At 57.6% G+C, this 23,883-nt stretch carries 19 protein-coding genes; 10 read left to right on the forward strand and 9 right to left on the reverse strand.

The window, feature by feature from the left end; genetic code table 11:
- Positions 1 to 59: 59 nt before the first annotated feature.
- The 4 genes from ACGY09_RS14200 to ACGY09_RS14215 form a co-directional block, all read right to left on the reverse strand.
- Positions 60 to 1,544, reverse strand: a complete 1,485-nt coding sequence (locus ACGY09_RS14200) for an efflux RND transporter periplasmic adaptor subunit (RefSeq protein WP_397568243.1) — start codon at positions 1,542 to 1,544, stop codon at positions 60 to 62.
- Between the two features lie 378 nt (positions 1,545 to 1,922).
- The gene (locus ACGY09_RS14205) at positions 1,923 to 2,369 is read right to left on the reverse strand and encodes a hypothetical protein (protein ID WP_397568244.1); all 447 of its coding nucleotides are present in this window, start codon (positions 2,367 to 2,369) and stop codon (positions 1,923 to 1,925) included.
- Between the two features lie 167 nt (positions 2,370 to 2,536).
- On the reverse strand, positions 2,537 to 2,920 hold the full coding sequence (locus ACGY09_RS14210; protein WP_373649574.1) for an NUDIX domain-containing protein: 384 nt from the start codon (positions 2,918 to 2,920) through the stop codon (positions 2,537 to 2,539).
- An 85-nt stretch (positions 2,921 to 3,005) separates the two neighbouring features.
- Positions 3,006 to 4,379, reverse strand: coding sequence for a DUF1501 domain-containing protein (locus ACGY09_RS14215; protein ID WP_397568245.1), 1,374 nt, complete (start codon positions 4,377 to 4,379; stop codon positions 3,006 to 3,008).
- A 209-nt stretch (positions 4,380 to 4,588) separates the two neighbouring features.
- On the opposite strand from ACGY09_RS14215, the gene ACGY09_RS14220 reads away from it, so the two are divergent.
- The 4 genes from ACGY09_RS14220 to ACGY09_RS14235 all read left to right on the forward strand — a co-directional run bounded on the left by ACGY09_RS14220 (position 4,589) and on the right by ACGY09_RS14235 (position 8,803).
- Positions 4,589 to 4,891, forward strand: coding sequence for a DUF485 domain-containing protein (locus tag ACGY09_RS14220; protein ID WP_397568246.1), 303 nt, complete (start codon positions 4,589 to 4,591; stop codon positions 4,889 to 4,891).
- Positions 4,892 to 4,979: 88 nt separating this feature from the next.
- Positions 4,980 to 6,746, forward strand: a complete 1,767-nt coding sequence (locus ACGY09_RS14225) for a cation acetate symporter (RefSeq protein WP_397568247.1) — start codon at positions 4,980 to 4,982, stop codon at positions 6,744 to 6,746.
- Between the two features lie 226 nt (positions 6,747 to 6,972).
- The gene (locus ACGY09_RS14230; RefSeq protein WP_397568248.1) at positions 6,973 to 7,545 is read left to right on the forward strand and encodes an HD domain-containing protein; all 573 of its coding nucleotides are present in this window, start codon (positions 6,973 to 6,975) and stop codon (positions 7,543 to 7,545) included.
- A 331-nt stretch (positions 7,546 to 7,876) separates the two neighbouring features.
- Positions 7,877 to 8,803 carry a sugar nucleotide-binding protein gene (locus ACGY09_RS14235; RefSeq protein WP_397568249.1) on the forward strand — a complete coding sequence of 309 codons (927 nt, stop codon included), beginning with the start codon at positions 7,877 to 7,879 and terminating at the stop codon, positions 8,801 to 8,803.
- 213 nt (positions 8,804 to 9,016) lie between these two features.
- Here the strand turns inward: ACGY09_RS14235 and lipA are convergent, their stop codons facing one another.
- Positions 9,017 to 9,928 carry a lipoyl synthase gene (gene lipA, locus ACGY09_RS14240; RefSeq protein ID WP_373649568.1) on the reverse strand — a complete coding sequence of 304 codons (912 nt, stop codon included), beginning with the start codon at positions 9,926 to 9,928 and terminating at the stop codon, positions 9,017 to 9,019.
- Positions 9,929 to 10,180: 252 nt separating this feature from the next.
- Positions 10,181 to 10,885: a lipoyl(octanoyl) transferase LipB gene (locus ACGY09_RS14245; protein ID WP_397568250.1), complete on the reverse strand. Its 705-nt coding sequence runs from the start codon at positions 10,883 to 10,885 to the stop codon at positions 10,181 to 10,183.
- 419 nt (positions 10,886 to 11,304) lie between these two features.
- Here ACGY09_RS14245 and ACGY09_RS14250 point away from each other — a divergent pair, with 419 nt between their 5' ends.
- A complete protein-coding gene (locus ACGY09_RS14250; RefSeq protein WP_397568251.1) occupies positions 11,305 to 12,597 on the forward strand; it encodes a hypothetical protein in 1,293 nt (430 codons plus the stop codon).
- A 55-nt stretch (positions 12,598 to 12,652) separates the two neighbouring features.
- Positions 12,653 to 14,128 carry a DUF1570 domain-containing protein gene (locus tag ACGY09_RS14255; protein ID WP_373649565.1) on the forward strand — a complete coding sequence of 492 codons (1,476 nt, stop codon included), beginning with the start codon at positions 12,653 to 12,655 and terminating at the stop codon, positions 14,126 to 14,128.
- Positions 14,129 to 14,176: 48 nt separating this feature from the next.
- On the opposite strand, the gene ACGY09_RS14260 is transcribed toward ACGY09_RS14255, so the two are convergent.
- A complete protein-coding gene (locus tag ACGY09_RS14260; protein WP_373649564.1) occupies positions 14,177 to 14,461 on the reverse strand; it encodes an antibiotic biosynthesis monooxygenase in 285 nt (94 codons plus the stop codon).
- A gap of 604 nt (positions 14,462 to 15,065) precedes the next feature.
- Between ACGY09_RS14260 and ACGY09_RS14265 the strand changes: the two genes are divergently transcribed.
- Entirely contained in the window at positions 15,066 to 16,130 is a 1,065-nt protein-coding gene (locus ACGY09_RS14265) for a helix-turn-helix domain-containing protein (protein ID WP_397568252.1), read from the forward strand.
- 292 nt (positions 16,131 to 16,422) lie between these two features.
- Here the strand turns inward: ACGY09_RS14265 and gltX are convergent, their stop codons facing one another.
- Positions 16,423 to 17,988: a glutamate--tRNA ligase gene (gene gltX / locus ACGY09_RS14270; protein WP_397568253.1), complete on the reverse strand. Its 1,566-nt coding sequence runs from the start codon at positions 17,986 to 17,988 to the stop codon at positions 16,423 to 16,425.
- A gap of 195 nt (positions 17,989 to 18,183) precedes the next feature.
- Here gltX and ACGY09_RS14275 point away from each other — a divergent pair, with 195 nt between their 5' ends.
- Entirely contained in the window at positions 18,184 to 19,344 is a 1,161-nt protein-coding gene (locus tag ACGY09_RS14275) for a hypothetical protein (protein ID WP_397568254.1), read from the forward strand.
- On the opposite strand, the gene ACGY09_RS14280 is transcribed toward ACGY09_RS14275, so the two are convergent.
- Positions 19,338 to 19,616 carry a hypothetical protein gene (locus tag ACGY09_RS14280; protein WP_373649560.1) on the reverse strand — a complete coding sequence of 93 codons (279 nt, stop codon included), beginning with the start codon at positions 19,614 to 19,616 and terminating at the stop codon, positions 19,338 to 19,340. The two genes, ACGY09_RS14275 and ACGY09_RS14280, sit on opposite strands and share 7 nt — an antisense overlap.
- Before the next feature lie 44 nt (positions 19,617 to 19,660).
- On the opposite strand from ACGY09_RS14280, the gene ACGY09_RS14285 reads away from it, so the two are divergent.
- Positions 19,661 to 22,777 (forward strand): hypothetical protein, encoded by a 3,117-nt coding sequence (locus tag ACGY09_RS14285; RefSeq protein ID WP_397568255.1) that lies wholly within the window; start codon positions 19,661 to 19,663, stop codon positions 22,775 to 22,777.
- 115 nt (positions 22,778 to 22,892) lie between these two features.
- On the forward strand, positions 22,893 to 23,870 hold the full coding sequence (locus ACGY09_RS14290; RefSeq protein ID WP_373649558.1) for an RluA family pseudouridine synthase: 978 nt from the start codon (positions 22,893 to 22,895) through the stop codon (positions 23,868 to 23,870).
- The last annotated feature ends 13 nt before the right edge of the window (positions 23,871 to 23,883 follow it).

Consider the following 23,883-nt stretch of genomic DNA (forward strand, 5'->3'; position numbering starts at 1 on the left):
TCAGCCAGAGCGCGCAGCCTCCCCGACTGACATCTGACAAGCCTCGTTCACAGGTCGTGTCAGTGACTGTGACCTTCGTGACTATGACCTTCGTGCCCGTGTCCCTGGCTGGAACCTTGCTGCGACTTTTTGAATGCCAGATCCAGTTGGTAGGCCTGATTCAACGCGACCACATCGCCGGGAAACAGAGCTCGATCGTTCGCCAGAACTGCGTCGCGTGAATCGAGTGATTCCACATGAACGGCAACGCGTTCCAGCAGGTTGCCATTCGCCCGGAATACGTAAGCCTCGGCCCCTTCGCGCACGACGGCATCCGCAGGGAGCACGATCCGTCGACTCAGTTGCTGTACCGGAACGAAAAGCTGGGCTTTCTGACCCGGCCGGAAACGCCATGAGCGATAGGCCAATCCATTCGCTCCTGTGCTATCCCGCAGGATCTCATTATCCAGCGGGAGATAGAACCGGATGGTATTCGTGTCGGGATTGATCACGCTGTCCGCGTACAGAATCGAGAGATTGTCCCGGATGAGGGGTTCATCGCTCGACGTTTCGAAGGTCGCTTTGACGGGCCAGCCCTGCTCGATGGCGCGCGCGATCAGGTGAGCTTCCCGCTCGAAGGCCCGTCCTGCCAGCAAGAGATGGGAATGACGCGACAGCAGGCAGACCTCGCCCCCCTGCTGCACAAGCTGACCGAGGTAGGTATTCAGCGATTCAACCGTGTAAACCGATCCATGTTCGTGTTTCGCATGCGGCACCCCCTTGTCATGGTCGCTGCTGCTTCCCTCTTTCCCCTCTATCCCTTCCTCTGCTGCATCGGCGGGTTCAACATCGTCACCCGGCAGGTCTCCGGCAGGTGCCCTGATGGTGACGCTGCGAATCAGGGTTTTGGTCGAGATAATCTCGTCGATCTGCGAGGAAGTCAGTCCCCTCACCAACAGCTCCTGGGTCTGGACCAGCCGTTGCGATTCGAGGCGGGTCAGTTCGTACTCTTTTTCCAGGCGGCGCATGATCGGGGTGGCACCCGAATCGACCGTGGGAATCAGCCGTTCGAGCTGCAGTTTGACGAGTGCAATTTCCTGGATGGTCCGTAGCAGCGTCGATTCCGCCGTTGCGAGCAGATCGCCTGTCGGCTGAATATCGACGAGGGGATCTCCTGCCCGGACGGTTTGACCGGGGAACGCGTGAATCTTCAGAACAACTCCCTGGATCGTGGAGGGGACCGCATACTTGCTGTGTCCCGGCTCTTCGATCACTTCTGCGGGAACGTTGACCGACCGCCACCAGTCCGTCATTTCGACCTTACCCAGCTTCAGCCCCAGGTTCTGTCGCGCTCGATCACTCAGCATTAGGCCTTTCGCGGCCGCGTGCTGATGCGCGTCTGATTCGTGATTCGCGTCTTCCCCGGAAGAACCCTTCGCCGCCTGCAAGAGCCGAACGCGAATCCATTCCTGCACATCCCGGTTGAGGAGCGCCATCCCTCCCAGACCTGCCAGCAGGACCAGCCCCATCAGCCAGGACAGACTTCGTCCATATCGTTTCATCATTTGATAGAGACCTCTCATAGAGAACTCGATCCGCGCAGCAAGTCGGGATCCAGAGGAACTCATGCTGCTGCGCGTCTCGTTTCATCGTGCGTTTGACCTGCCTCTCACGCCGGGCAGGGGACTCATCCCTGGTCACGCCGCCTAGAGAACCGGGCGACTGTGTCCTTCCCACAACTGTCTGAAATTGGCATCGGAGATCGGCATGTGCCGCAGGCTGATTGCTCCGTAACGGAATTCCCTTCCCGTTGTGACACGGTTTGTGACACGGTCGCGGAAGGAAGGCAGAACAATCACCAGCGAGCTTGATCGTGCCGGGGCGATGTTCCTGCTGAGTCACACTGTCGATTCGGGACACGGATTCAGAGGACACTTGGGCTGTTAGATGCGATAAATGCACAGCACAGACCGCTCTGGGCCCAACGTCTGGAGAGAATCCCCCTGTGTCAGAGCCGTTACGGCCAGCATGCAGTGAGATGTCAAAAAGTTCAGGCTGTTACAAAGAGGTCCACTCAGCAGGACAGTCTGACTGGCAAGTTCCGCCAGATCGAAGCGATCTGCTGTGACGTAAAAAAGATGTGTCCCGACACAGACGTGGTGCTGATGGGGCACTCGCTGCGGGGCTGGTGAACCCGATTTCTCGCGGGAGGGATGCCCGTGGTGCGGGCAGGGACAAGCAGGCTTCTTTGCCACTTGTCCCGCAGGTTTTGCCTGCTGGCTCGCCTGAGATTCGCTGCCACATACCGTCGCACAGATCCCCACTCCGCAACAGGCGAACTGCTGCGAGAGGAAGCTGAGGACGAAAAAGGCAGCAACAAAGCGATCCACAATCTTTCCTTCAAGAACCTCTGCAAGTGTGCACGACAGGCCCGATCACTGTCAACAGCGATCGTTTCCGCGTCGACCATCGACGATCCCGCTTCGGGTGCGACAATACCACCGAGTCCTGATTTCGCTGGCATCCCCCGAAGTCCGGACGAGGATTCGCTACGGCCTCAGCTCAACAGGTTGAGCACCTCGGAATTGCCTTCCGGAAAATTGAGCAGCCGAAGGTCATCGAGTGTTTCCCACCGAAAACCCTGGTGCTGGGCCAGTGCATCGACCAGACCCACAGGATGGCACAGCACGAAGTAGAGCTCGACGCGCCCATGGGGGTACTCGAACTGACGTCGCTGGAGCAATCGTTCGGGGATTACGACCAGACCGCTCTCTTCAAAACATTCGCGCACTGCACATTCAATGGGAGACTCATCCTCCTCACACTTGCCGCCCGGGAACTCCGCGTAGCCTTCCAGCACGGATCCGGGTCCCCGGATCCCGACCAGGTAACGGGAATGATGTTCGACGACGGCGATCCCGATTCGTTTAGCAGTAGTCATCGGAAGGGGATTTCCACTGAGGAGAACGGATTCACGGTAGGAGCGGTCGGGGCTGCAGGCGGGCCTCGCCGGGCCAGACACGAGGCTAGACGGAAGTGCCGTTGAACAAGGACTCGATAACGTCCCCCCGATTGAGCAAGACACGCCGGCCCAGACGATCTTCCACTTCGACCTCTGCGGGCAGCCCCAGTAAATGATACACCGTAGCACCGACATCGTCTGGAGAAAATCCGCGTGTCGCCGGATAAGAACCCGTCACGTCTGATCGGCCGATGACCTGTCCCCCTTGAACACCGGCGCCGGCAAACAGACCAAAAAAGCAGGGGCCCCAATGATCTCGCCCCGCGTCTTTGTTGATCTTGGGGGTCCGACCGAATTCCCCCAGCATCATCACCAGCGTCTCCTGCAACATGCCTCGCGACTCGAGGTCGTCCAGCAGTGCCGAGACACATTGATCCAGCGCCGGCAGCATTCGCTGTTTCAGAGTCGGGAAGATCCCCCCGTGATGGTCCCAGTTCTGAACGCGGCCCATATTGACCTGCACGATCGGGACACCGGCCTCGACAAGTCGTCGTGCGGCCAGCAGCGACTGCCCCTGTGTCGTCCGGCCATAAGCATCACGAACCCCGTCGCTTTCGCGGTGCAGTTCAAACGCCTGACCGAGCCGGCTGGAGGTCAGCAGGTTCAGCGCCAGTTGCTGGTCCTTCTGCAGCCGCAGCGACTGAGCGACCTCTGCAAACTGTTCCTGCTTGCGGTTCAGTTCTTCCAGCAGGAGTTTGCGCTGGCCCAGATGATGAACGTCCATTCCCTGAACGAGCGTGAGCGCGTCGACGCGGAAATCAGGTTTGTTCGGATCCCCGGTGATCTGCCACGGATCATAGCTTTGACCGAGAAAGCCGGCATGCTGACCGGGCCAGGTTAAGGGGCCTTCCCGCAGAAATGTCGGCAGGTTCACGCCCGAAGGAAGACCGTCATCACGACGACGCAGAAAGGAAAGCGCGGACGAATAGCAGGGCCAGTCATCGCGTGACGCCACTTTGTCGAAGAAGCCGCCCGGTTGCTTCTGGCCGGTCAGCACGTGATGCGTGGACATCAGATGATTGTTGTCTTCGTGTGATAATGTCCGGATGACGGCATACTTCCCGGCACGGGCAGCCAGTAGCGGCAGGTGCTCGCAGATGGAATAACCGGGGACCGTCGTGGCAATCGGCCGGAATTCACCCCGGATCTCGGCTGGGGCGTCCGGCTTCATGTCAAACGTATCGTGATGACTGCATGCCCCGGTGAGAAACACGATGATGATGGACTTGGGTGATCGACCAGCCTCGGTATGCGAAGCGGGAGCCGCCTGAGCTCGACGTCCCAGAACAGACGTCAAACCGACCCCCAGCAGGCCCGAATAACCAGCCTGAATCAGCTCTCGTCGTGTCACACCGGCACGATGTTGGTGGTTTTGCACGCGGTAGTTCCTCTGTCGGCCCAGAAACATGAGATCGCTGCATGCTACAAAATATCGACCCGAATCACCAAAGCGGATGGCGTTTCGCGGGAGCTGGCTGAATTCCATTCAGACAGGACAGATGGTTGCGGCGTCTTGAGCCGCGTGATATTTCTGCTGCTTCATATATCCCCCCACAAATCCTACCGGCCATCTGAACAGGATGGTCTGTGCTCTATAACAGGGTTGCGTTTATGGCAGGTCTCGATCATGGCTCGATGCACCCGAAAGAAGTCGAAGATCCGGCCATCGCCGCGCGGAACGCGCGTTATGGAATGGTGTTGTTCCTGCTTTATCTGGCCATCTATGGAGGATTTGTCGGACTCAACGCCTTCCGCCCCGACCTGATGGACTGGACCCCTGCATGGGGACTCAATCTGGCCATCCTGTATGGTCTGGCTCTGATTGTGATCGCGATGATCCTGGCTCTCGCCTACTGCTGGCTCTGTCGCGCCAGGCCCACCAACGGCTGAAACGGTCTGCTCGACCTTCTCCGTTGCTGCTTCTGTTCTGTTTTAACACCTGCGCTGACGAGCGTCGTTCCTCTGCGAAAGCCCGTTCATGATTCACAATCCGTCCTTCCTGTCGGTCGTCGTCTTCGGGATCTTTGTCGCCGTCACGTTGGGATTAAGCTTTTACTTCGCTGCAAAGACGAAATCGGCCGCGGGTTACTTCGCCGCAGGAGGCCAGATTCACTGGTTCGTGAACGGGATCGCGTTTGCCGGTGACTACCTGTCGGCGGCGTCTTTTCTGGGGATTTGCGGGACAATCGCCTTCTTCGGGTACGACGGGTTTCTCTACTCGATTGGCTTTCTGGCTGGATGGGCCGTGGCGCTCTTTGTCGTCGCCGAACCCCTGAAGCGGCTGGGGAAATATACTTTCGCCGACGCACTGAACAGTCAGTATCAGTCCCGTGGAATCACTCTGGCGGCAGGCATCAGTACGCTCGTTGTCAGCATCTTCTATCTGATTCCCCAGATGGTCGGGGCGGGCTCACTGATCAAGCCGCTGCTGGGATTCCCGCACGAAGTGGGCGTCGTCATGGTCGGGATCGTCGTGGTACTGATCGTCGCTACGGCCGGTATGGTCAGCACGACCTACGTGCAGTTCATCAAGGGTTCGCTGCTGGTTCTGTTCAGTGGCATCCTGACCGTCATGATTCTGAACCGCGGCTTGAAAGTCGACAACAGCGAGGCCGCGAACTCGCCACAGACCATGGTCATTCAGGCGGATGGCACAAAGCGGGTGAACGGACTTCCTCATGGAGTGAAAGAAGGTCAGGCGGACCTGCGACCGGTCGGGCACATCAGCAAGCTTCCCGACGGGAAAATGGAAACCGGCCCGCTGAATCCCATTTCATACCTTGCCACGCTTCAGCACAGCGAAGTGGTGCTCTGGCCGAAGAAAGAATCCACATCGGAAAACGGTGACAAGACGATCACTTGGTCGCCCCAGCCGACACCCGGTGCCAAAGTGTTGCGACCGGGGAACAGCCCGTTGTTCAAAGGTCTGCAGAAAGACGAACTGTTCGCCCGACTCGACTTTATCTCGCTGATGCTGGCCCTCTTCTGCGGCACCGCTTCGCTGCCGCATATTCTGATTCGCTACTACACCGTCAAGAATCAGGCAGCCGCACGACTGAGCACCGTGGTCGGGATCGGCACCATCGGCATCTTTTATGTCCTGACCTTGTTCCTGGGTCTGGGAGCCATGACCAGCGGGACGCTTGACCTGACGGATTCCAACATGGCAGCCCCTTTGCTGGCCAAGAGCTTTGGAGAAACTCTCTTCGCCGTCATCTCGGCCATTGCCTTTACGACCGTGCTGGGAACGGTCAGCGGCCTGATCGTCGCCGCGAGCGGGGCAGTTGTTCATGATCTGTTGTCGAGTGTCCTGCAATGGGACATGCGCGATCATGACAAAGTTCGAATCGGAAAACTGGCTGCGGTCATCGTGGGAATCATCGCGATCGTCCTCGGGATCCTGTTCAAGGATATGAACGCGGGCTTCCTGGTCGGATGGGCGTTCAGTGTGGCCGCGTCCGCGAATCTCCCTTCGCTGGTGATGTTGCTGTTCTGGTCCCGCACCACCAAGCAGGGGATTACCGCAGCGATCTTTGTCGGGCTATTCAGCTCCCTGGGATGGATTCTTCTGAGTGCCGATACCTTCCAGAAGGTCTATGGATACACGGCCGAACAGTCCGCCGCCCTGGCCCGCGTCCCGTTCAGTCAGCCAGGTATCGTCACCATTCCTCTTGGCTTCCTGACACTGATTGTCGTGTCGCTGATAACGAGTGGAAAGCGGAACAATCAGGCGGACGCCGCGTAGGACTTCGTTAAGAATGAGAATTCGCCGTCACAGTAGGAACGTCCCCGGTCATGCAGTGCCATGTCCCGCATCAGAAACAAGAAGAGACAGCGACTCCGGGGACTCCGAAGCAGTGGCTTGTAATGCCGGAATCAACGGGTGGCAATCCACTCGCGAATGTGTCAGCGAGGCAGGCAATCGCCCCGTTTGAAGCAACTTGATCACGAAGTCTGATGGAGACCGCCACATGTCACGCGAAGATGATCTGGCCCTTCTTAACCAATACACAGACAGTGACAGTCTGATCAAACATATGCTGGCGGTCGAAGCCGCCTGTCGAGCGTACGCCCGCAAGTTCGGTGAGGACGAAGAGAAATGGGGTACCGTCGGACTGCTGCACGACTTTGACTACCAGCGCTGGCCTGACCCTCCTGATCATCCGCTCAAGGGAGCCGCCATCCTGAAAGAGCAGTGCTACTCGGACGAGATCATCTATGCGATCAAATCGCACGCCGATTATCTGACCGACTGCCCCCGTGTCTCGCTGCTCGACAAGACGCTGTATGCCTGCGACGAATTGTGCGGGTTCATCACCGCCTGTGCACTCGTTCGTCCCGGCCGACTGGAAGGCCTCACTCCCTCGAGCGTCAAGAAGAAACTGAAGCAGTTGTCGTTTGCCGCCTCGATTCACCGTGAGGACATCACCCGCGGCGCGGCCGATCTGGGAGTCGAACTCGACGAGCACATTGCGTTCTGCATCGCCGCGCTGCAGCCCGTCGCCGCAGATCTGGGGTTGCTGCCGTCCAGCGACCTCTCCTGACTCATTTCCCAATCACGGAGTCTCAATCGGGACCTGAGCCAGCAACCGCAAGTCCGTGTCCCGTTCCGGAGTCGTCCCCGGTTCACGGAAGTGGGAGCGGACGCACACAGATCTCGTGCATTCTTCGGTGGTCCGAAAACGAATTCAGTCTACCCGCGCAACTGCCTTGGTAGACTGGCCGTCAATCGCCCCACAGACGTTCAGAATGCGTTCACTGCAACAGCCCGGACCGAAATTGGGGTTGGCCCAAAATCTTCCGAAAAGTATAAGGCCATTGCCGCAGCTTGCGGCTAGCTTTCGTTATTTACACGCTCGAGCATGGAGGCACCGCGTGGACAAGATTCTAGTGGCTGGGGTCAATTCGGTAGTTGGGGCCAATTTGGCCGAGGCCCTGTCAGAACAGCACTCCGTGGTTGGTGTTTCGTTCGATTCCCGGGTTCAACTTCCTTCCTGCGAAGTGGAAACCGAAACGTCCCGTAAGCCCGCTGCCATTCGCGAACTGCTTGAGCGAGTGCAACCGGGTCGGGTGATTCTTTGCGGTGCAGGTGCCGATTCAAGCTGGGACGAAAGTCGGCGACCCGTTGCCTCCGACCTGGCTCGCGCCAAGGCCTGGATTGATGCAGCCCATGCAACCGGATGTCGCCTGACGCTCATCTCGTCGGATGCCATCTTTACGGGTCCCTGGATGTTTCATGCAGAGAACAGCCATTCGATCTGCCCCAGTCCTGAATCGGTGCTGCTGCAGCAGATTGAACAGCACGCGGCTGCCACCTCTGCGGACTCGCTGATCGTGCGAACCCATGCCATCGGCTGGCAGTCCGGGTCGACTTTCGGCTGGTTAGAGACTCTGCTTCAGGAACTGGAACGAGGCTCGGTCGGCTCGGTCGACTTTGCCCGTCACGGGACACCGATGCTGGCAACGGACCTGGCAGACGTTCTGACCAAGAGCTGGGAGTCGGGTCTGGTCGGCACCCATCACATTGCGGGAGCCGAACGCGTCAGCCCTCGCAAGTTCGCCCTGCGACTGGCGGCTCATTTCCGCCTGCCAACGCCTGCATGTCCGATCGCAGGTTCGCTGGCCGACCGGACCGTGGGATTCGGTTGCGGAGAAACGTCGCTGCAGACGCGCAAGATCCGTCGGGCACTCGGCATTCCCATGCCCCTGCTGGATGAAAGCCTGGACCGCCTCTATCAGCAACACCAGAACGGCTATCGGGCTCGTTTGAGTGGCCAGAGCGCTATCCGCCGCGTTGCCTGACGGGGACGCCAGCCAAGTTGTTTTCAGATCGACGAGACGATTTCTGCCGGGTTCAACTGGCGCGTGCGCTCACTCGCCAGTCCTTCAGCAGGCTTTGACTGCCACCACAGGACATCATTTCCGCCCCGTTGCCGACGTGACAGGTTATGCCCGTCGGCAACCCTCGTGCAGTTCGCGAGCGTTTCAGGCGAACAAAACCCGGTGATTCTGGATCTAATGAACCTGGAGATCGTCCGCCATTTCCCCCGCGTGATAGCTGGATCGAACAAATGGTCCGCTGGCAACCATCGTGAAGCCCAGTTGCCGCATCTGCTGTCCGATTTCGTCGAATTCTTCGGGCGGAACATATCGTTCAACCGGAAGATGCTCAGGAGTCGGCTGCAGATACTGACCCAGCGTCAGCATGTCGACACCGACATTGCGCAGGTCGGTACAGACTTCGAGCAGTTCGTCACGTGTCTCACCCAGTCCCAGCATGAGACCGCTTTTCGTGACCATCTGGGGTGCTTCGTCCTTGATCTGCTTCAGCAGGTCCAGGGTCCGCTGATACCTGGCATTGCGACGGACCCGATGATACAGCCGAGGGACTGTTTCCGTGTTGTGATTGAAGACGTCAGGCTGTGATTCGATGACGCGATGGATGGCATCACGGTCACCCCGGAAATCGGGCGTCAGCACTTCGACCCGGGCCCCGGTTCGCTCGCGCACGGCCAGCACACATTGATAGAAGTGTTCGGCACCCCCATCAGGCAGGTCGTCGCGGGTCACCGAGGTGATGACCACGTACTTCAGTCCGAGCCGTTCTGCCGCTTCGGCAACGCGGGCGGGTTCGTCCGCCTGCACTGTTTCGGTCTTCCCCTTGAGCACAGAACAAAAGCCGCACGGACGCGTACAGACGTTTCCGAGAATCATGAATGTTGCTGTCTTCTGCGACCAGCATTCCGTCTGATTGGGGCACTTGGCGCTTTCACAAACGGTTTCCAGCCGCAAGTCGGCGATGACGTTGGTGGTGAACTGCATTCCCGCCTGCGGCAGCGGACGCTTCAGCCACTTGGGAAGTCGCTGGCGGCCCCGACTGACTTCGGGCTCGTCGTTCGGCAGGATATTCAGAAGATTCGTCGACATAGGATTCTCTCGCGTTGCGGTGTCTGACACTTTTGCTTCAGGCCTGTTGTGGACAGTTAGTCCAGCATCTGATTTGTCAGTCCATCCTTCGATTCTAGAACACGTATCGTGGCATAACCATGGAGTTTTCTTGAGAGCGGCACTCTGCGAAACCGACCGTCTCGAAATTCCCACCCATTCGACAGGCCTCAACCTTCTCGGATCACGACCACCAGCGGTGGACGTTTCCCGAATCTCGACGAGGCGAAGACGCTATGCATAGACATAAACCTTCTGTGTAGTCCGGTGCAGGAACGGATGCCCGGTGTAGACATGATAGCTGTCACTGCCGAGCGCGGTGGCCAGGTTCCGGGCCAGGCTTTCCCGCACGGTCGACATGGCGGTCGGACGCGTCCGTTGGGCAGCCAGCGTCGTCACCCGTGTCTCTGTATGAGTCCAGCGGATCAGATCGAGTGCTTCCTGCGGCAACGAGACGTTGATAAACATCCCACCATGCGAGACCCAGTCGCGGACGGCCGCACCAATGAAGGCAAACTGCCCGCAGCGACACAGTGCACCCGGCGAGTCCAAGGCACGCTCGGCGGGAACTTTCAGGTCGGCGGCCGTGGCGATGAGGCTCCTTTCCAGTGCCGTCCGAAACTGCAGAAGTCCCATCCCCATCCGTTCCAGCGGCAAGATCGTGTAGACAGCCAGTTGACCGGGAAGATGGACGAAGGTTCCACCGCCGCGATTGAGCCAGCGGACGTCCATTCGACGCGCGGTCAGTTCCTCGCGCTCGACCAGCACATCCGCGAAACTTCCGTCGCGACCGATCGTCACGCAGGGGGGGTGCTCGCAGAGCAGAATCGCTCCACGCGAACCTGTTCCCGCAGCGACATCGGCCCGCAATCGTTCCTGTAGTTCCATCGCAGACGCAAGGTCGACCGTCCCCAATAGAAAAACGTCCAGAGTGGACATTCTCTCGGGAATCTCGCGGCGATCAGTCGATGGAACATTCATGAAAACGAATCAAACCCGCAGCTGAAAACAGGACGTCGACTCATTCAGTTTACAGGAGGCGTCCATCGACCGGCAACACGAGCCTCCGCCAGTGTCGGCCTTCCGCAGAACTGCACTGAAATGCAACACTTTTCTCAAAGCCTTTGCCAACTATGTTCATGTTTACAGGTGTCGCGGCGACATTCGTCAGCGAATCACCTATTTTGACGTACTTTAGGACTTGAGTCTGTTCCCTCGAAGCGTTGTGATTTGAAGAACTTCATTCTCATCCACTTCGAACCTCTTCATACGAGGTGCTCTTCATCGTTCCCCCTTGTCGACAACGTGAACTGGGGTCGAATAGCGTGAACAGGTCCGCTGAAACGGAGCCATCAACAATGAATCGAATCGAAACCGAGCTCACCCGGCGTTCTTTTCTGGGTGCGACCGCCGCCGGATTCGCGTCCTCGAGCCTGCTGTGGGGACAAGGCCCCTCTGAACCGGGCTCTCCGGCAGAGGCCGGACTGAAGCGAAAGCCGCGTGTGGCCGCGATCAATTCCGTCTACCGGTTGCGATCCCACGCTTATCACATTGCGGGACGATTCATCCATGGATACACGCGGAACGGGTTTCATCATCAGCCCCCGTTTGAGCTGGTAAGGATGTGGAACCATCAGCAACCCCCTGCCGACTTAGGTCCCAGTGTCTGCGAACAGCATGGCATCGAACTCTGCAAGTCGATTCCGCAGGCACTTGGCGAAAAACAGGGTCTGGATATCGATGCGATTCTGCTGATTATCGAACACGGCGACTATCCCCAGAACGAGCGGAATCAGATCCTGTATCCACGGTATGACTTCTTCCAGCAGATTGTTGAAGTCTTTCAGAAAACCGGCCGCTCAGTGCCGGTCTTCGTCGACAAACATCTTTCGTACGACCACCGTCTGGCCGCCAGGATGGTACAGGCGGCACGTGACATGAAGTTTGGTCTGATGGCCGGTTCCTCACTGCCGGTCACCTGGCGCCGTCCTGAAATCGAACCGACCGTCGGGACTCCTTTTAAGGAGGCACTCGTCTGTTTCGGCTACGACCGCAAAACGGTCGAGATCTATCTTTTCCACGCCCTGGAAGTCCTTCAGTGTATGCTGGAACGCCGCAAGGGGGGCGAAACGGGGGTCAAATCGATCCAGTTCCTCGAAGGTGATGCCGTCTGGGCCGCCGGTGACGAGGGTCGATGGTCGTGGCGATTGCTGGATGCCGCACTCGCCCGTTGCCCGAGCCGGAATACGGGACCCGTGCGAGAGAATGTCCTCAATCCGCAGGCGATGCTCATCGAATACGAAGATGGAACACAAGGGACGATCCTGAATCTGTACGAGCAAACGTCTGACTTCGGTTTTGCAGCGACGATCGAAGGGTGGTCCGATCCGATTTCGTCCTGCTTCTTTCTTCCCTCGCCGCCCGGCGCACGTTTCTTCGATCCGCTCACGTACAACATCGAAAAATTTTTCGCGTCAGGGACACCACCCTATCCGGTTGAGCGAACGCTGCTCACCAGCACCATGACAGACCTTGCGATGCAATCGATTCATGCCGGGGGACGATTGATTCTGGATCCGGCACTCAGCGTAAAATATGCTGCACCTCAGGACAGCGGGTTCTTCCGAGGACCCTATGTCGATGCCGGGTGACGCTCAGTAGATCAACAGGGAACCCTTCTTCGACTCCACGGCTTGTGAAATCGATATGCCAAACCGAAGTCTGCTGTACATCGGCGGTTTGCTGCTACTCGTCCATCCGGCGTTCGCGGATACGTTCACAGTCCGCGAAGATGACGGCAATCTGGCTTCGGTTGAAGCACGCTGGGTCGGTGAAGGACAGGGCTCTGTGGCCATCGAGCGGACCGATGGCCGGATCGAAGTGATCCCGCAGCATCAGATTCTGAAGCGTGAAGCGGGTCCTGATCCCGAACCGATCTCCTGCACCGAAATGGCCCGCCGACTGACCGAAAGATTTGGTGCCGACAAGTTCCGTGTCTACACGGACGCCCCGTTTGTCATCGGACTGGTGCTGTCAGCCCCTCTGCCGAAACAGTATGAAGCGAAAGCTGCGGCCTGCCTGAAAAAAGGGGCTGCGTTCATGTCCACGGTCGAACGTGTGTTTCTCAATTTCGTCAACGACCTGAAGATCGAAACCGAAAAGCCACGGTATCCTTTAGTCCTGCTGATCTTTGAAACCGACGACGACTTTGTCCGATTTACGGCAGAAGAATCCGGGGGCAGGGGCCTCTCGGCGAAATCCATTCTGGGGTACTACAGTGGTCTGACGAATCGCCTGGTCATTCGCATGAGCGAATGTCACACGTTTGAGACTCCGCTGCACGAGGCGATTCACCAGCAGGTCTACAACCGTGGGCTGATGCAACGGCTGTCTGCTGCTCCGGTCTGGTTCAATGAAGGGATCGCGACCGGCTTCGAAGGAAACGGCGATAAAATTAACGGTGGCCCCCTGCGGGTGAGTGCCCGCTATGCGCGAGCGGCCCTCAAAGCCACGACGGTGGATTGGGACGAAGTCGTGTCCGACGACAAGGCTTTCCGAGGCGACGTGCTCGCGGGAGAAGCCTACGCTCATGCCTGGAGTATCCACTGGTTTCTGGTCACCCGCTATCGGCAGCAGTATGTCGAGTATCTGAAATTGCTGGGCCAGAAACCGACACTCGGGGTCGATGACTCGGCCACCCGACTGGCCGACTTTGCGAACACCTTCGGAAAGCCCGTAGGTGATTTGCAGGCCGAGTTTCGCGTCGCACTCGAACAGACGGCGAAGAAACAGCGAGTTTTCCTTGATGAAAAACCTCGCGTGGGCCATTCGCTGACGCAGCTCAATCTGGCTGAGGTCGAGATGACAGCACTGACGAATTCCACATCCAGTATCCCCGTCGTGGAAGGACGCATGCGCAATATGTCACAGATTCGACCAATGAGCTTTCTCATCACGATTGAGACAAATGCGGGGACCTACGCCGAGTGGTATCTGCCGAATGTCCCGCCGCAGAAAATTTCTCCGCTCCCCAGGCAATCGACGGATAAGGAGATGAAAGGGAGCCCCGGAGGTCCGGCACAGACGTTTCGAATCAAAGTCAGAGCCGCCATCCCGGAGAGTGAGGCAGGGCGGCTCTGGCAGAGAGGCAAGTTTCCGGTTCCGGAATGGACCGAAAACTGATGCGCACACTTCTTCGTGCCGACAGGCAAACCTGACCGGCCAGTGGGATTAGTGCTTGTAGACTTTGTGCTGAGGACGGCCTGAGAGGATCTGTTCCTTACCCCAGGTGGTGACAGCGCGAAATTCATCGCTGCGGATGAATGTCTGGAAGGCCGCTTCATCCGACCATTCGCTGGTGATCAGGTACGAGGCATCGTCGCTGACATCTTTCCACAACGTCGAGTTCGTGTGTCCGGGGGCCGCCCGCAACGCACCGATGACGGCGGCAAACTTCTCTTCGAAATCCTGCTGCTTGCCAGGCAGGACGTGATAGTTCATTCCAACTGTGACCATGGGGACTCTTTCCGCAATTGAGTGAGGAGCTGAAATCTTCGATCTGAAGCACGGGGTAACGCGTTGTTCAGACTGTTCGGATGAGCATAGTAGAGTCCCCGGCGCAGCGGGCATAGCCTGAGGTTCCTCGTTTCGTCCGCTCGCCGGTCTGATCACATCCGACCATCAAAAAATGGGAGTGGGCAAAGCACCCTTACGGCGCGAATCTTCCACCCGAATCAATTCATCTTAAAGAGCGAACACACCAGTTTTACCGACATGCGATCTTCTGATCAGATGAGATGTGTTCTTACGTGAAGACATTAGCCTCGAAACCGCCTCAACCGTCTGTCAGGAGCAACCGCCTGTAACGGACATTCCTGTTACACAGCCCGCCGTAAGTAAAATCCCTCAATCCCGTAAACTTCCACTTCACCGGACTTTACCAGCACATTTAGGACACGTGGGCGAACTCTGCTGAAAAAATCAAGTCTGGTTACATAATCCTGGGATAATTTTCTTATTACGGTATATGATCGGGTTAATTGCGTTGAATCACGTTGGCACGGAAGACTCTCTGCAAATGGACACTTGCGAACATGACTGCCTGTAAGGTCGGTGCAAGATGTTCGAAGAGTTGCTCGCCACGAGCCACTCGACACTCAGCAGTGTCGATACGTATCTACCGCTGGATGAAAATCAGCTCGCCCGGGCCGCGGTGACGCGTCTTCGCACCGCGCCTGGCTCAACCATTTCCGGCACGATCACGGTCGTCTACGGTGCGGCAGGCGCCGGCAAAACTCATCTTGCCCGCTGGAGATTGAAAGAACTTCTCCGTTCACGGCCTCGGCTGCGATTCGTCTCGACCACGGTGCAGGATCTCTGTGAGCTGATGCAACTGGCGGATGAACGCCAGTCTCTCGCCGAATTTGTTGAACAGTGTCAGGAACTCGAAGTCCTTGTCTGCGAAGACCTGCACTGGCTGGAGACGGCCCCCCACCTTCAGCCGTGGTTCCTGATGCTGATCGAATCCCTTGAAGCGAGCTCGACCCAGATCCTCATGACGTCACGGAGATCGCCCGGTGAAATCCGGTGGCTCGACCAGCGAATCGTCAGTCGCTGCCACGGAGGACTTTGCGTTCTGCTCCCTTTGGCGGGGGTCGACAGCCGGGTCAAACTGCTGCAGCACTGGTTCCAGGAATGGAAGCTGCCGATTCTGAAACCGATGTCCGCTTCGGCCCAGTTCCTCGCCGAACGCCTCCCTGTTTCCCCTCGTGACCTGAAGCGCGCTGTTCAAGACCTGTCCGAGCTTCAGTCGCGGAAGCCCGCTGCCATTGACGTGGCGTATCTGCAGAGATGGCTCTCGAAATCGCGCCGTGGTCCGCAACTGTCGTTCGATTCGATCCTGATTCAAGTTGCAAATGAGTTTGGCGTGGAGCCGGACGAACTCCGTTCACGCTCGCGCCAGCAGTCGCTCGCGATCCCCCGACAGGCGGCGATGTGGCTGGTCCGTGACCTCACCGGTCGACCGCTGGAGCAGATCGGCGCTTACTTTGATCGCTCGCACACGACCGTTTCGCACAGTCTGTCGAGACTGGGAGAGCTCTTACCGACCGTTCCCTCGCTTCGCCAGCAGATCCAGAAACTGCGGCGGCGACTCAAAGAATTCCCCATGGAAGATTGTGCATAACTTGCGACAAACAAGAACGACTTAAATGAGTTATCCACAATCGGCCCCTCCCTCCCGGAAGCCATGTGGAAAACCCACCCGAATTTGAGCAGGTTTTCCGCACGGTTTTCGATATCCCGTCGTCAGGTTATCAACATCCGTTTTCTGTGGATTATGGAACGCAATCGATTGGAGAAAAAACACTTACGTCGAAGTGCGAATCAACAATCCACAAAATCACGGGTGCTCTAATAAGACTTATACGAGAGACTATTTCAGAAGGAAGAGGAAAGACGAAGAGCCCGGAGTGTGTTCACACTCGACTCAAGGCCCGGTCAATCCGCCGGATCGAGCGGTCTCGTCCGAGCAGAGCAAAGGCATCGAACAGGCCCACCCCCGCCGACTTGCCCGTGATGGCAACTCGCAGAGCGTTCACCACCTGCCCAATCTTGATTCCCTGCTTCTCGACGAAGTCATGTACCAGCTTGTCGACCGATGCCGCATCGAAGGGTTCCACCGCGAGAATCTCTTCGCGGAGTGAACGGACAAACCCAACTGATTCGGGAACGTCTCGCAGACGTTGCTGAAAAGGTTTGTCCTCGTAGACCAGTTCTTCATCCGCCACGAAGAATTCTTTGTAATCGAGGATGTCACTGAAGACGCGCAGTCGATCTCCCAGGGCCGCAATCACCCGAGACACCATGTGCTTTGTCGCCTCATCCGGTTCGGCAGAGATCAGCTTTGACTGGATCAGGAACGGCAGCGAACCGGCGACTTTCTCTTCCAGCGAGAGCTGATTCATCCAGTGCTGCTGATAGCTCTGCAGTTTCTCCGGATCAAAACCGGCTGACGCCTTTACGATTCGCTCGAGAGTGAAGTTCTTGACAACTTCCTCCAGTGACATGAACTCGGTCGAGCCATCCAGAGACCAGCCCAGGCGAGACAGCGCGTTCAGAATCCCGGCGGGGAGATAGCCGAGTTTCTCGTAATACTCGACCATCACAGGGTTCAGTGACTTGGAATCGCCGATCCCCAGTTGCGGAAAGACTTCATCGGCACGGTCGAACATCTTCTTCAACTGAGGACTGTTTCTCAGTTTTTCCACATCCCGTTTACTTAGCTTCTTCGTCGAACCAGGAGCGGTGATGAAGGGGATATGAGCAAAGACTGGCAAGGGATTTCCCAGAGCCAGATGAATCAAAGCCTGGACCGGAGTATTCGCCAGGTGCTCTTCGGCCCGGATGATGTGTGTGATTCCCATCTGGACGTCGTCGACCACGGTTGCAAAGTTATAAAGGCAGGTGCCATTGCTGCGCATGATGACCGGGTCCGGCATCAGTGAGCAGTCCCATTCGACGTGGCCTCGAACTGCGTCGTCGATGGCGATCTTCTGGTCGCGTGGAACCAGGAATCGAACGGTGAAGGGCTTGCCGCTCGCTTCGAACTCCTGCCGTTCGGCTTCTGACAGTTCCAGCGATCGTCGGACATTGATGTAAGTCTTCTTGGCCGCTTCAGCCTGCTTTCGATCTTCGGCAATCAGTTCCGGGGGATCAAAATCCTTGAATGCCTTTCCCTCTTTGAGCAGTTGTTCGACTGCGGCCTTGTAGAGGTGACTCCGTTGTGACTGATAGTAAGGCTCGTGGGGACCTCCTGCTTTGGGACCTTCATCCCAGTTCAGTCCCAGCCATTCGAACGCTCGAAAGATCGGTCCCAGGGCCGCTTCGACGTTCCGTTCCTGGTCGGTGTCATCGATTCTGAGGATGAACGTTCCCCCGGTGTGACGAGTCCAAAGCCAGGCAAACAGAGCCGTCCGCATCCCTCCAATGTGCATGTAGCCGGTGGGACTGGGAGCGAAACGAGTTCGAACGGGAGTCGACATTGCAGCAGATCTCACTGAATTTGGTTTACATTAAGTTATTTTAATTAAATAACTTGTGGCCCGGATTGGAGGGCAGTTTGAGCGGGAATGCGATGGAATGCAGCGATTCTATGGATTCGGATTCACCGACGGCGAGGGTTGAGCCCAAAAATTCATCTCTACCGGTTTTGCGATTCCGGTTACAAATCGCCTGTTATGCTCACGTCACTGATTCTCGCCGTTGCAATTTCTGCTGCCGACCCCTACGTCGTCTTTGAGCACGAGCACGCCCAGATCGCAGATTCGGTGACGGGGCAGCCGCTGGTCCCTGAAGCCTATGCAGATCCGTCGTATGGGTTTCCGCAGGGGCAACAGGTGTCGCCCGGTCAGCCCATCTATACCGGCCAACCGGTCTACGGCTATCCACAGGGCCCTCCGGTCTTCTATCCGATCGATGCTGTCTGGCAGGACCCCTGGATCCAGAAGCGGTTGTCGGAGATGAATCCGCTTTCCCCGTACAAATATCCGATACTTGAAAACTACTTTGACCCGTACGGCTGGCAGATGCTGACGGGATCTTACGGACCACAGCCTTACCGGCTCGGCTGGACGACGTTCAACGAGTTCAGTTTTCTCCCTTCGTCCACGGCATCTGGAACGACCGGTGCCATGCAGATGACCGAGTGGAATTCCAACGCCAAGTACGCGAGGGTCCTGACACCCGGCCTGCTGTTCGACGCCACGTTGTGGTTCAGTGCGCACTGGTGGGAAGGCCCGGGGGGAATTTCACTTCCCCCGCACGTCGATCAACTCTCCAGTGATCTGATGCTGGGTTTCTACGATGACGGTCCGTGGAGTGCCCAGATCGCCTTTCATCCACAGATCGTAAAGACTTACGGAGCATCCCTGGATGCCAACGCCTACAACTTCGACGGAAGAGCGATCCTGACCTATTCTGCCTGTGAACACTGGAAAGTCGTGCTGGGACTCGCCATCTGGGACCGTGTCGATACCCTGTTCGTGCCACACGCGGGACTCATCTGGACCCCGGATGACCGTTGGGAAGTACGAGCTCTGTTTCCGACGTCGAAAATCAGTTATTTCCTGGGAAACTGGGCCAGAGCCGATTTCTGGGTCTATGGTCAGTATGAGTACACGGCCGAATCGTGGCAGACTGTCCTTTCGGACCCGACGCTCAGTGAACGGGCTCAGTTCATCGATCAGCGTCTGACGGCCGGCATCCGCTGGGACCACCAGCGATACTCGTTCAATGCCGAGGTCGGATATGTGTTCGACCGGCAGACCAAATTCAACGGACCCTCTCCCAACTTCACGCTGGCCGATTCAGCCATTATTTCGCTGGGCGTCCGTTACTGATTTCCGGTCTTCGTCAGCCATGCCGCGGGCTCGCCGACGTGGCTCTCTGACAGTATCCCATTCGGGGCGATCTGGAGTGAGGGGAAGTGACTTCTCACTCGTCGCCGCAGCGGATGCGAAGGGACCACATTCTTGGTCTTTGACGAAGCAGCAACATTTTCTGCGGGACTGATTTCGGGTTGCGGGGAATCGCTTCCAACGAATTCGATCAGGGCGGCGTAGGCCCGCTTTGGACCCGATGGTTGACCCGCGAAAAACGGTCTGCGTACCATCGATATCTTTCGGCGTCCGTGGCGACACTTCCAAGAGTGACAACGTGATCGAATCATCTGACGAAACGATTGATCCTAAATCGACTCCGGACCCCTTGCCGGAAACTGCAACCTCACCTGCAGAGTCCTCCGCAGTCCCGTCACCCGAAGATCCGTTAGCCGATGACGGTTTGCCCGAATGGGAACCGCTAACGCCGGAACTTGTGGAAGACGAAGCGATCCGTGGCGATTTCGTGTTGCGCTGGGTCGTCGTCGGTTTGGCGCTGCTTTTGGGAATTTCGCAGATCAGCGAGACCCGGACGCTGGTCCATCTGAAAACGGGTCAGTATCTCCTGCAAAACGGTTTGCTGCCGCCGGCCAAAGATGTCTTCTCGTATACGGCCAGCGAGCGACGCTGGGTGAATCTCTCGTGGTTGTTCGACGTCGTCAGTGCCGGTTTCTACGCCATCGGTGGTGGAATCGGGCTTTCTGTCGTCCAGGGCCTGCTGGCCGCTTTGACGTTCGGTCTGCTGGTTCACGCGTTGCGGATGAATATTCGCACATGGTGGGGTTCGCTGTGTGCCGCGCTGGCACTTCTGGTTTGCTATCCCCAGTTCACGATCCAGCCCGAACTGGTCACCCTGCTGGGTGTCAGTCTGGTTCTGTGGATACTGGTCAAATCGGAAGAGAGCGAAGAATCAGGCCGCGTCTGGTTACTCGTGCCAACGCTGCTGGTCTGGGCTCAGCTCGACCCGCGTGCCTGGATTGGATTCCTGTTGATTCTTGCCTGGACGGCGGGTGAATGGCTTTCGGATAGTGCTTCGGGGACGGGATTACGCCGTCGACTCACGCAGGTCACTGCCGCCAGCTTCATTGTGATGGCCGTTCATCCCTTCACCTATGAAGTCTGGCTGGCCCCGCTGCGGTTGTACTCGACCGAGTATCCCGCCTTCCGGTTTGCCTACCCGCAACCTTCTGTGGCGGATCAGATTTATCATCCCCTCGTCAAGCCCTTCTTCTGGCGAACGATCAATCACCGTTCCATCGCCACGCTGGTGCTGTTTGGCATGACGATCGTGACGATGCTGTTGAACAGGTCCCGTGTGCGTGTCTCCCACTATCTGGCGTTTCTGAGCGTCAATGTGCTCAGCCTGTTCGCGATGCACGAGCTGGCCGTCGCCAGTCTGGTCAACTGCGTCATCTGTACGGTGAACGCCCAGGAGTGGTACCGCGATCGATTCGGCCAGGTCTATTCCATCGACTGGCGAGAGCTCTTGTTTTCTCGTGGTGGGCGGGCGGTAACCGTTCTCAGTTTCTTTGCGTTTGCCTGGCTGATTCTGAGCGGCCGGCTGGACGGCCCGGCGGGCAAACGGACCGGCATGGGATTCGACAGCCATCTCGCCGCGGCCATGTCCGAGTATCAGGACATCACTGCGGATCTGGTCGACCAGACCCCCTTTAACTTCTCGTTGCGGCAGGGTGACCTGATGATCTGGGGTGGCGTGAAGCCATTCGTGGACAGCCGGGCAGGACTGTATTTCGGCAAGGGAACCAGCAATTTACTCGATCTGCACAACCGGACACGTAAGGCACTGCGACAGAAGCAGGATAATGTGATTGGAAGCGGTGAACCGGAGGTCTGGAAAGCGACGTTCGACAAATATCAACTTCGCCAGGCCTGGCCACGTCTGAACGGACCTGTTCCACCCCCTGACTATCCCACATTTTTCTCACTGTTGTCGTCCGACGAATTCGAGCTGGCCAGTTTGAAGTCGGCCACCGCGATCTTCGTTCGGACCGATACGACTGACCCTTTGACGACGAATTATCGCAAAGATCACCCATTCGACCTTGTAAAGTGGGGTTTTCGTACCCCCGCGGTGAGCACGGAAGATCTGACTCGAGAGTGGTCAAAACCGGCGACGACCTACGACAACCTGTTCTCGCTGCGGCGACCGACGATTCCGGCCGGGGTCCAGGCAGGTCAGCACTTCATCCAACTGGGAACACTGACGGGGGGGATGCCCAACTCGGCCCGTGCTGCCTGTGCGCTGCTGGCGATTCGACACGCGAATGAAGGTCTGCGTGAAGAGCCTAACTCGGCTGAGGGCTATCGCGTCCTGGGGATGAGCTATTCGCTGCTGGGGCAACTCGAAACGATGATCGTGAATCAGGGAGACGCCCCGGGCGGTTCCAACCTGTTGAGATACTACCAGACGATCGTCGCACTGCGGCAGGCTGCTACCCTCGAACCGGATGACGCGGGAACGCTGCAGATGCTGCTGCGTCAGTACCAGATGATGGATAAGCGAGATGTGCAGCTCAATCTCTTGAATAAGCTCAAGGTGTTAAGACCCTACTCGAAGTCGATGACCACCGAACAGCGACAGGAGCGGGAAGCGATTATCGACGCGATCGATCAGTTGAGTGAGCCGATGGCGCAGATCGAATCCGCTATCTCGAAGCGACTGGACGACGGTTCTGACCGGTTCCAGGTCGCCAGTGGTGCCTACCAGATGGGGTATTTGCTGAGTGCGATTAAAATCCTGGAAGAGGACGCGATCTATCTCGAACGGAATCCTCCAGCGAAACTGGCTCTTGCCAGTTGGTTGCTGGAAGTCGGGCAGGGAGTGGATGCCGAGGGCCTGCTCGAAAGTCTCGAGGGCTTTGCCACCGATACGTCGCTGACCGGGTGGCGTGATTCCGCGGCGATCACGGCACTCTGCCTCGCGAATCATGTCCGTACGATCAAACTGTGGACCGATCAGCGGAGCGCCGTGGCAACGCAGCCCGTCCCCCTGGCCTTGTACACGCTCCCGTTCCTTACGCTGAACCCGCTGTGGATGGGACCCGATTCCTATCCGTCGTCATCAATCAATGCGAACGCCGGACTGGTTCAGGGGCTCCGTTTCGAAGGGGCCAATCTGACTTACCAGATCGCCCTGGTGCAGATGGAAGCGGGCCTGGTTGAAGATGCTGGCAAGTCGATCCGTCAGGCATTGCAGACGAATCCTGCGACGCCACTGCGACCCATTCTGCGGTTTTATCTGGAATGTCTGACGGGGGAACAAGTGGAGCTCGAACCCCCTGCTGCAGACGTGGAAGAAGTCGATGATCTCGTGGAATCTCCCCCGACAGACTCGGCCGAGAGCAAAGAGAAGACGGAATCGCCCCAGAAATGAGGATTGACGAGACGCGTGCAGTGCAGCACATTTGGCAAGAACCGCTAAGATAGCCTTCCGAGCCGTCGTCGGAACGGCTGATTCACGAAAACGTAAACAGGCGATATGCAGCCGCATGCACTCTGCGACACTGGTTGTTGAAAGTTATTTATCGGGATGTCGCGTCGACACATTTCTGGTGAAGCATTTTCGCAGCTACACCGCGTGGCGAATGCACCGGATGGTCCGTGCCGGGCAGGTCACCGTGGAAGGGGTCGTGGCTGCCCCGGAACGTCGTGTCTTTACCAATGAAGTGGTTACGGTTCGGCTGCTCGAGCCCCCCGACAACCTGATGCCGGCCGAAGAGATTTCGTTCGGTGTCGTGTTTGAAGACCAGTGGCTGCTCATCGTTAACAAGCCTGCGGGCTTGATTGTCCATCCGACGGGGCAGAACCCTTCCGGCACGCTCACAAACGCAGTCCAGCATTATCTCGATCAGAATGCCCAGTTTCCCGGCCAGTTCAAGCCGGGGGTCGTACATCGGCTGGATCGGGATACCAGTGGTGTTGTCGCTCTGGCCAAAGATCATCTTTCGCATCGGCTGCTCTCCATGCAGTTTCAGCGAGAGCGAATTTCGAAATCGTATCTGGCACTCGTAGACGGAGTGCTAAAAGAGGATTCCGGGACGATCGATCTGCCGATTGGGCGTGCTCGCAGCGGTGCCAGCGCATTGATGTCCTGCCAGGCCGACGCCATTGATGCCAAGGCGTCAAAGACGAGCTTCGAGGTGATTGAGCGGTTTTCCCGACATACTCTGGTGAAGGCTAAGCCCCGCACGGGGCGGCTGCACCAGATTCGCGTCCACTTGTCGACCATCGGCCACCCCGTCGTCGGGGACGATTTCTACGGACCGTTCGGGGAACTGAAACCCGATCGTGTTCGACCTGTCGCCGGCGGGCCCGAACTTGCCCCCATGTCACCGTATATTCCCCGGCAGGCCCTCCACGCCGCCGAACTGTCGTTCGCACACCCCATGACGAGCGAATGGCACACCTTCACGGCCCCTCTTCCTCCGGACTTCGAGCAGGCTCTGGATCTCGTGCGTGCCATCTGATCAGCGGTTGCTG

It is taken from the genome of Schlesneria sphaerica (assembly GCF_044336245.1).
GTDB lineage: Bacteria > Planctomycetota > Planctomycetia > Planctomycetales > Planctomycetaceae > Schlesneria > Schlesneria sphaerica.

Bases quoted from the DNA above. Each gene is read 5' to 3' on its own strand.
- ACGY09_RS14200 (WP_397568243.1), bottom strand. From the start codon at position 1,544: ATGATGAAACGATATGGACGAAGTCTGTCCTGGCTGATGGGGCTGGTC.
- ACGY09_RS14210 (WP_373649574.1), bottom strand. From the start codon at position 2,920: ATGACTACTGCTAAACGAATCGGGATCGCCGTCGTCGAACATCATTCC.
- ACGY09_RS14225 (WP_397568247.1), top strand. From the start codon at position 4,980: ATGATTCACAATCCGTCCTTCCTGTCGGTCGTCGTCTTCGGGATCTTT.
- ACGY09_RS14230 (WP_397568248.1), top strand. From the start codon at position 6,973: ATGTCACGCGAAGATGATCTGGCCCTTCTTAACCAATACACAGACAGT.
- lipA (WP_373649568.1), bottom strand. From the start codon at position 9,928: ATGTCGACGAATCTTCTGAATATCCTGCCGAACGACGAGCCCGAAGTC.
- ACGY09_RS14245 (WP_397568250.1), bottom strand. From the start codon at position 10,885: ATGTCCACTCTGGACGTTTTTCTATTGGGGACGGTCGACCTTGCGTCT.
- ACGY09_RS14250 (WP_397568251.1), top strand. From the start codon at position 11,305: ATGAATCGAATCGAAACCGAGCTCACCCGGCGTTCTTTTCTGGGTGCG.
- ACGY09_RS14255 (WP_373649565.1), top strand. From the start codon at position 12,653: ATGCCAAACCGAAGTCTGCTGTACATCGGCGGTTTGCTGCTACTCGTC.
- ACGY09_RS14260 (WP_373649564.1), bottom strand. From the start codon at position 14,461: ATGGTCACAGTTGGAATGAACTATCACGTCCTGCCTGGCAAGCAGCAG.
- ACGY09_RS14265 (WP_397568252.1), top strand. From the start codon at position 15,066: ATGTTCGAAGAGTTGCTCGCCACGAGCCACTCGACACTCAGCAGTGTC.
- gltX (WP_397568253.1), bottom strand. From the start codon at position 17,988: ATGTCGACTCCCGTTCGAACTCGTTTCGCTCCCAGTCCCACCGGCTAC.
- ACGY09_RS14275 (WP_397568254.1), top strand. From the start codon at position 18,184: ATGCTCACGTCACTGATTCTCGCCGTTGCAATTTCTGCTGCCGACCCC.
- ACGY09_RS14280 (WP_373649560.1), bottom strand. From the start codon at position 19,616: ATGGTACGCAGACCGTTTTTCGCGGGTCAACCATCGGGTCCAAAGCGG.
- ACGY09_RS14290 (WP_373649558.1), top strand. From the start codon at position 22,893: ATGCACTCTGCGACACTGGTTGTTGAAAGTTATTTATCGGGATGTCGC.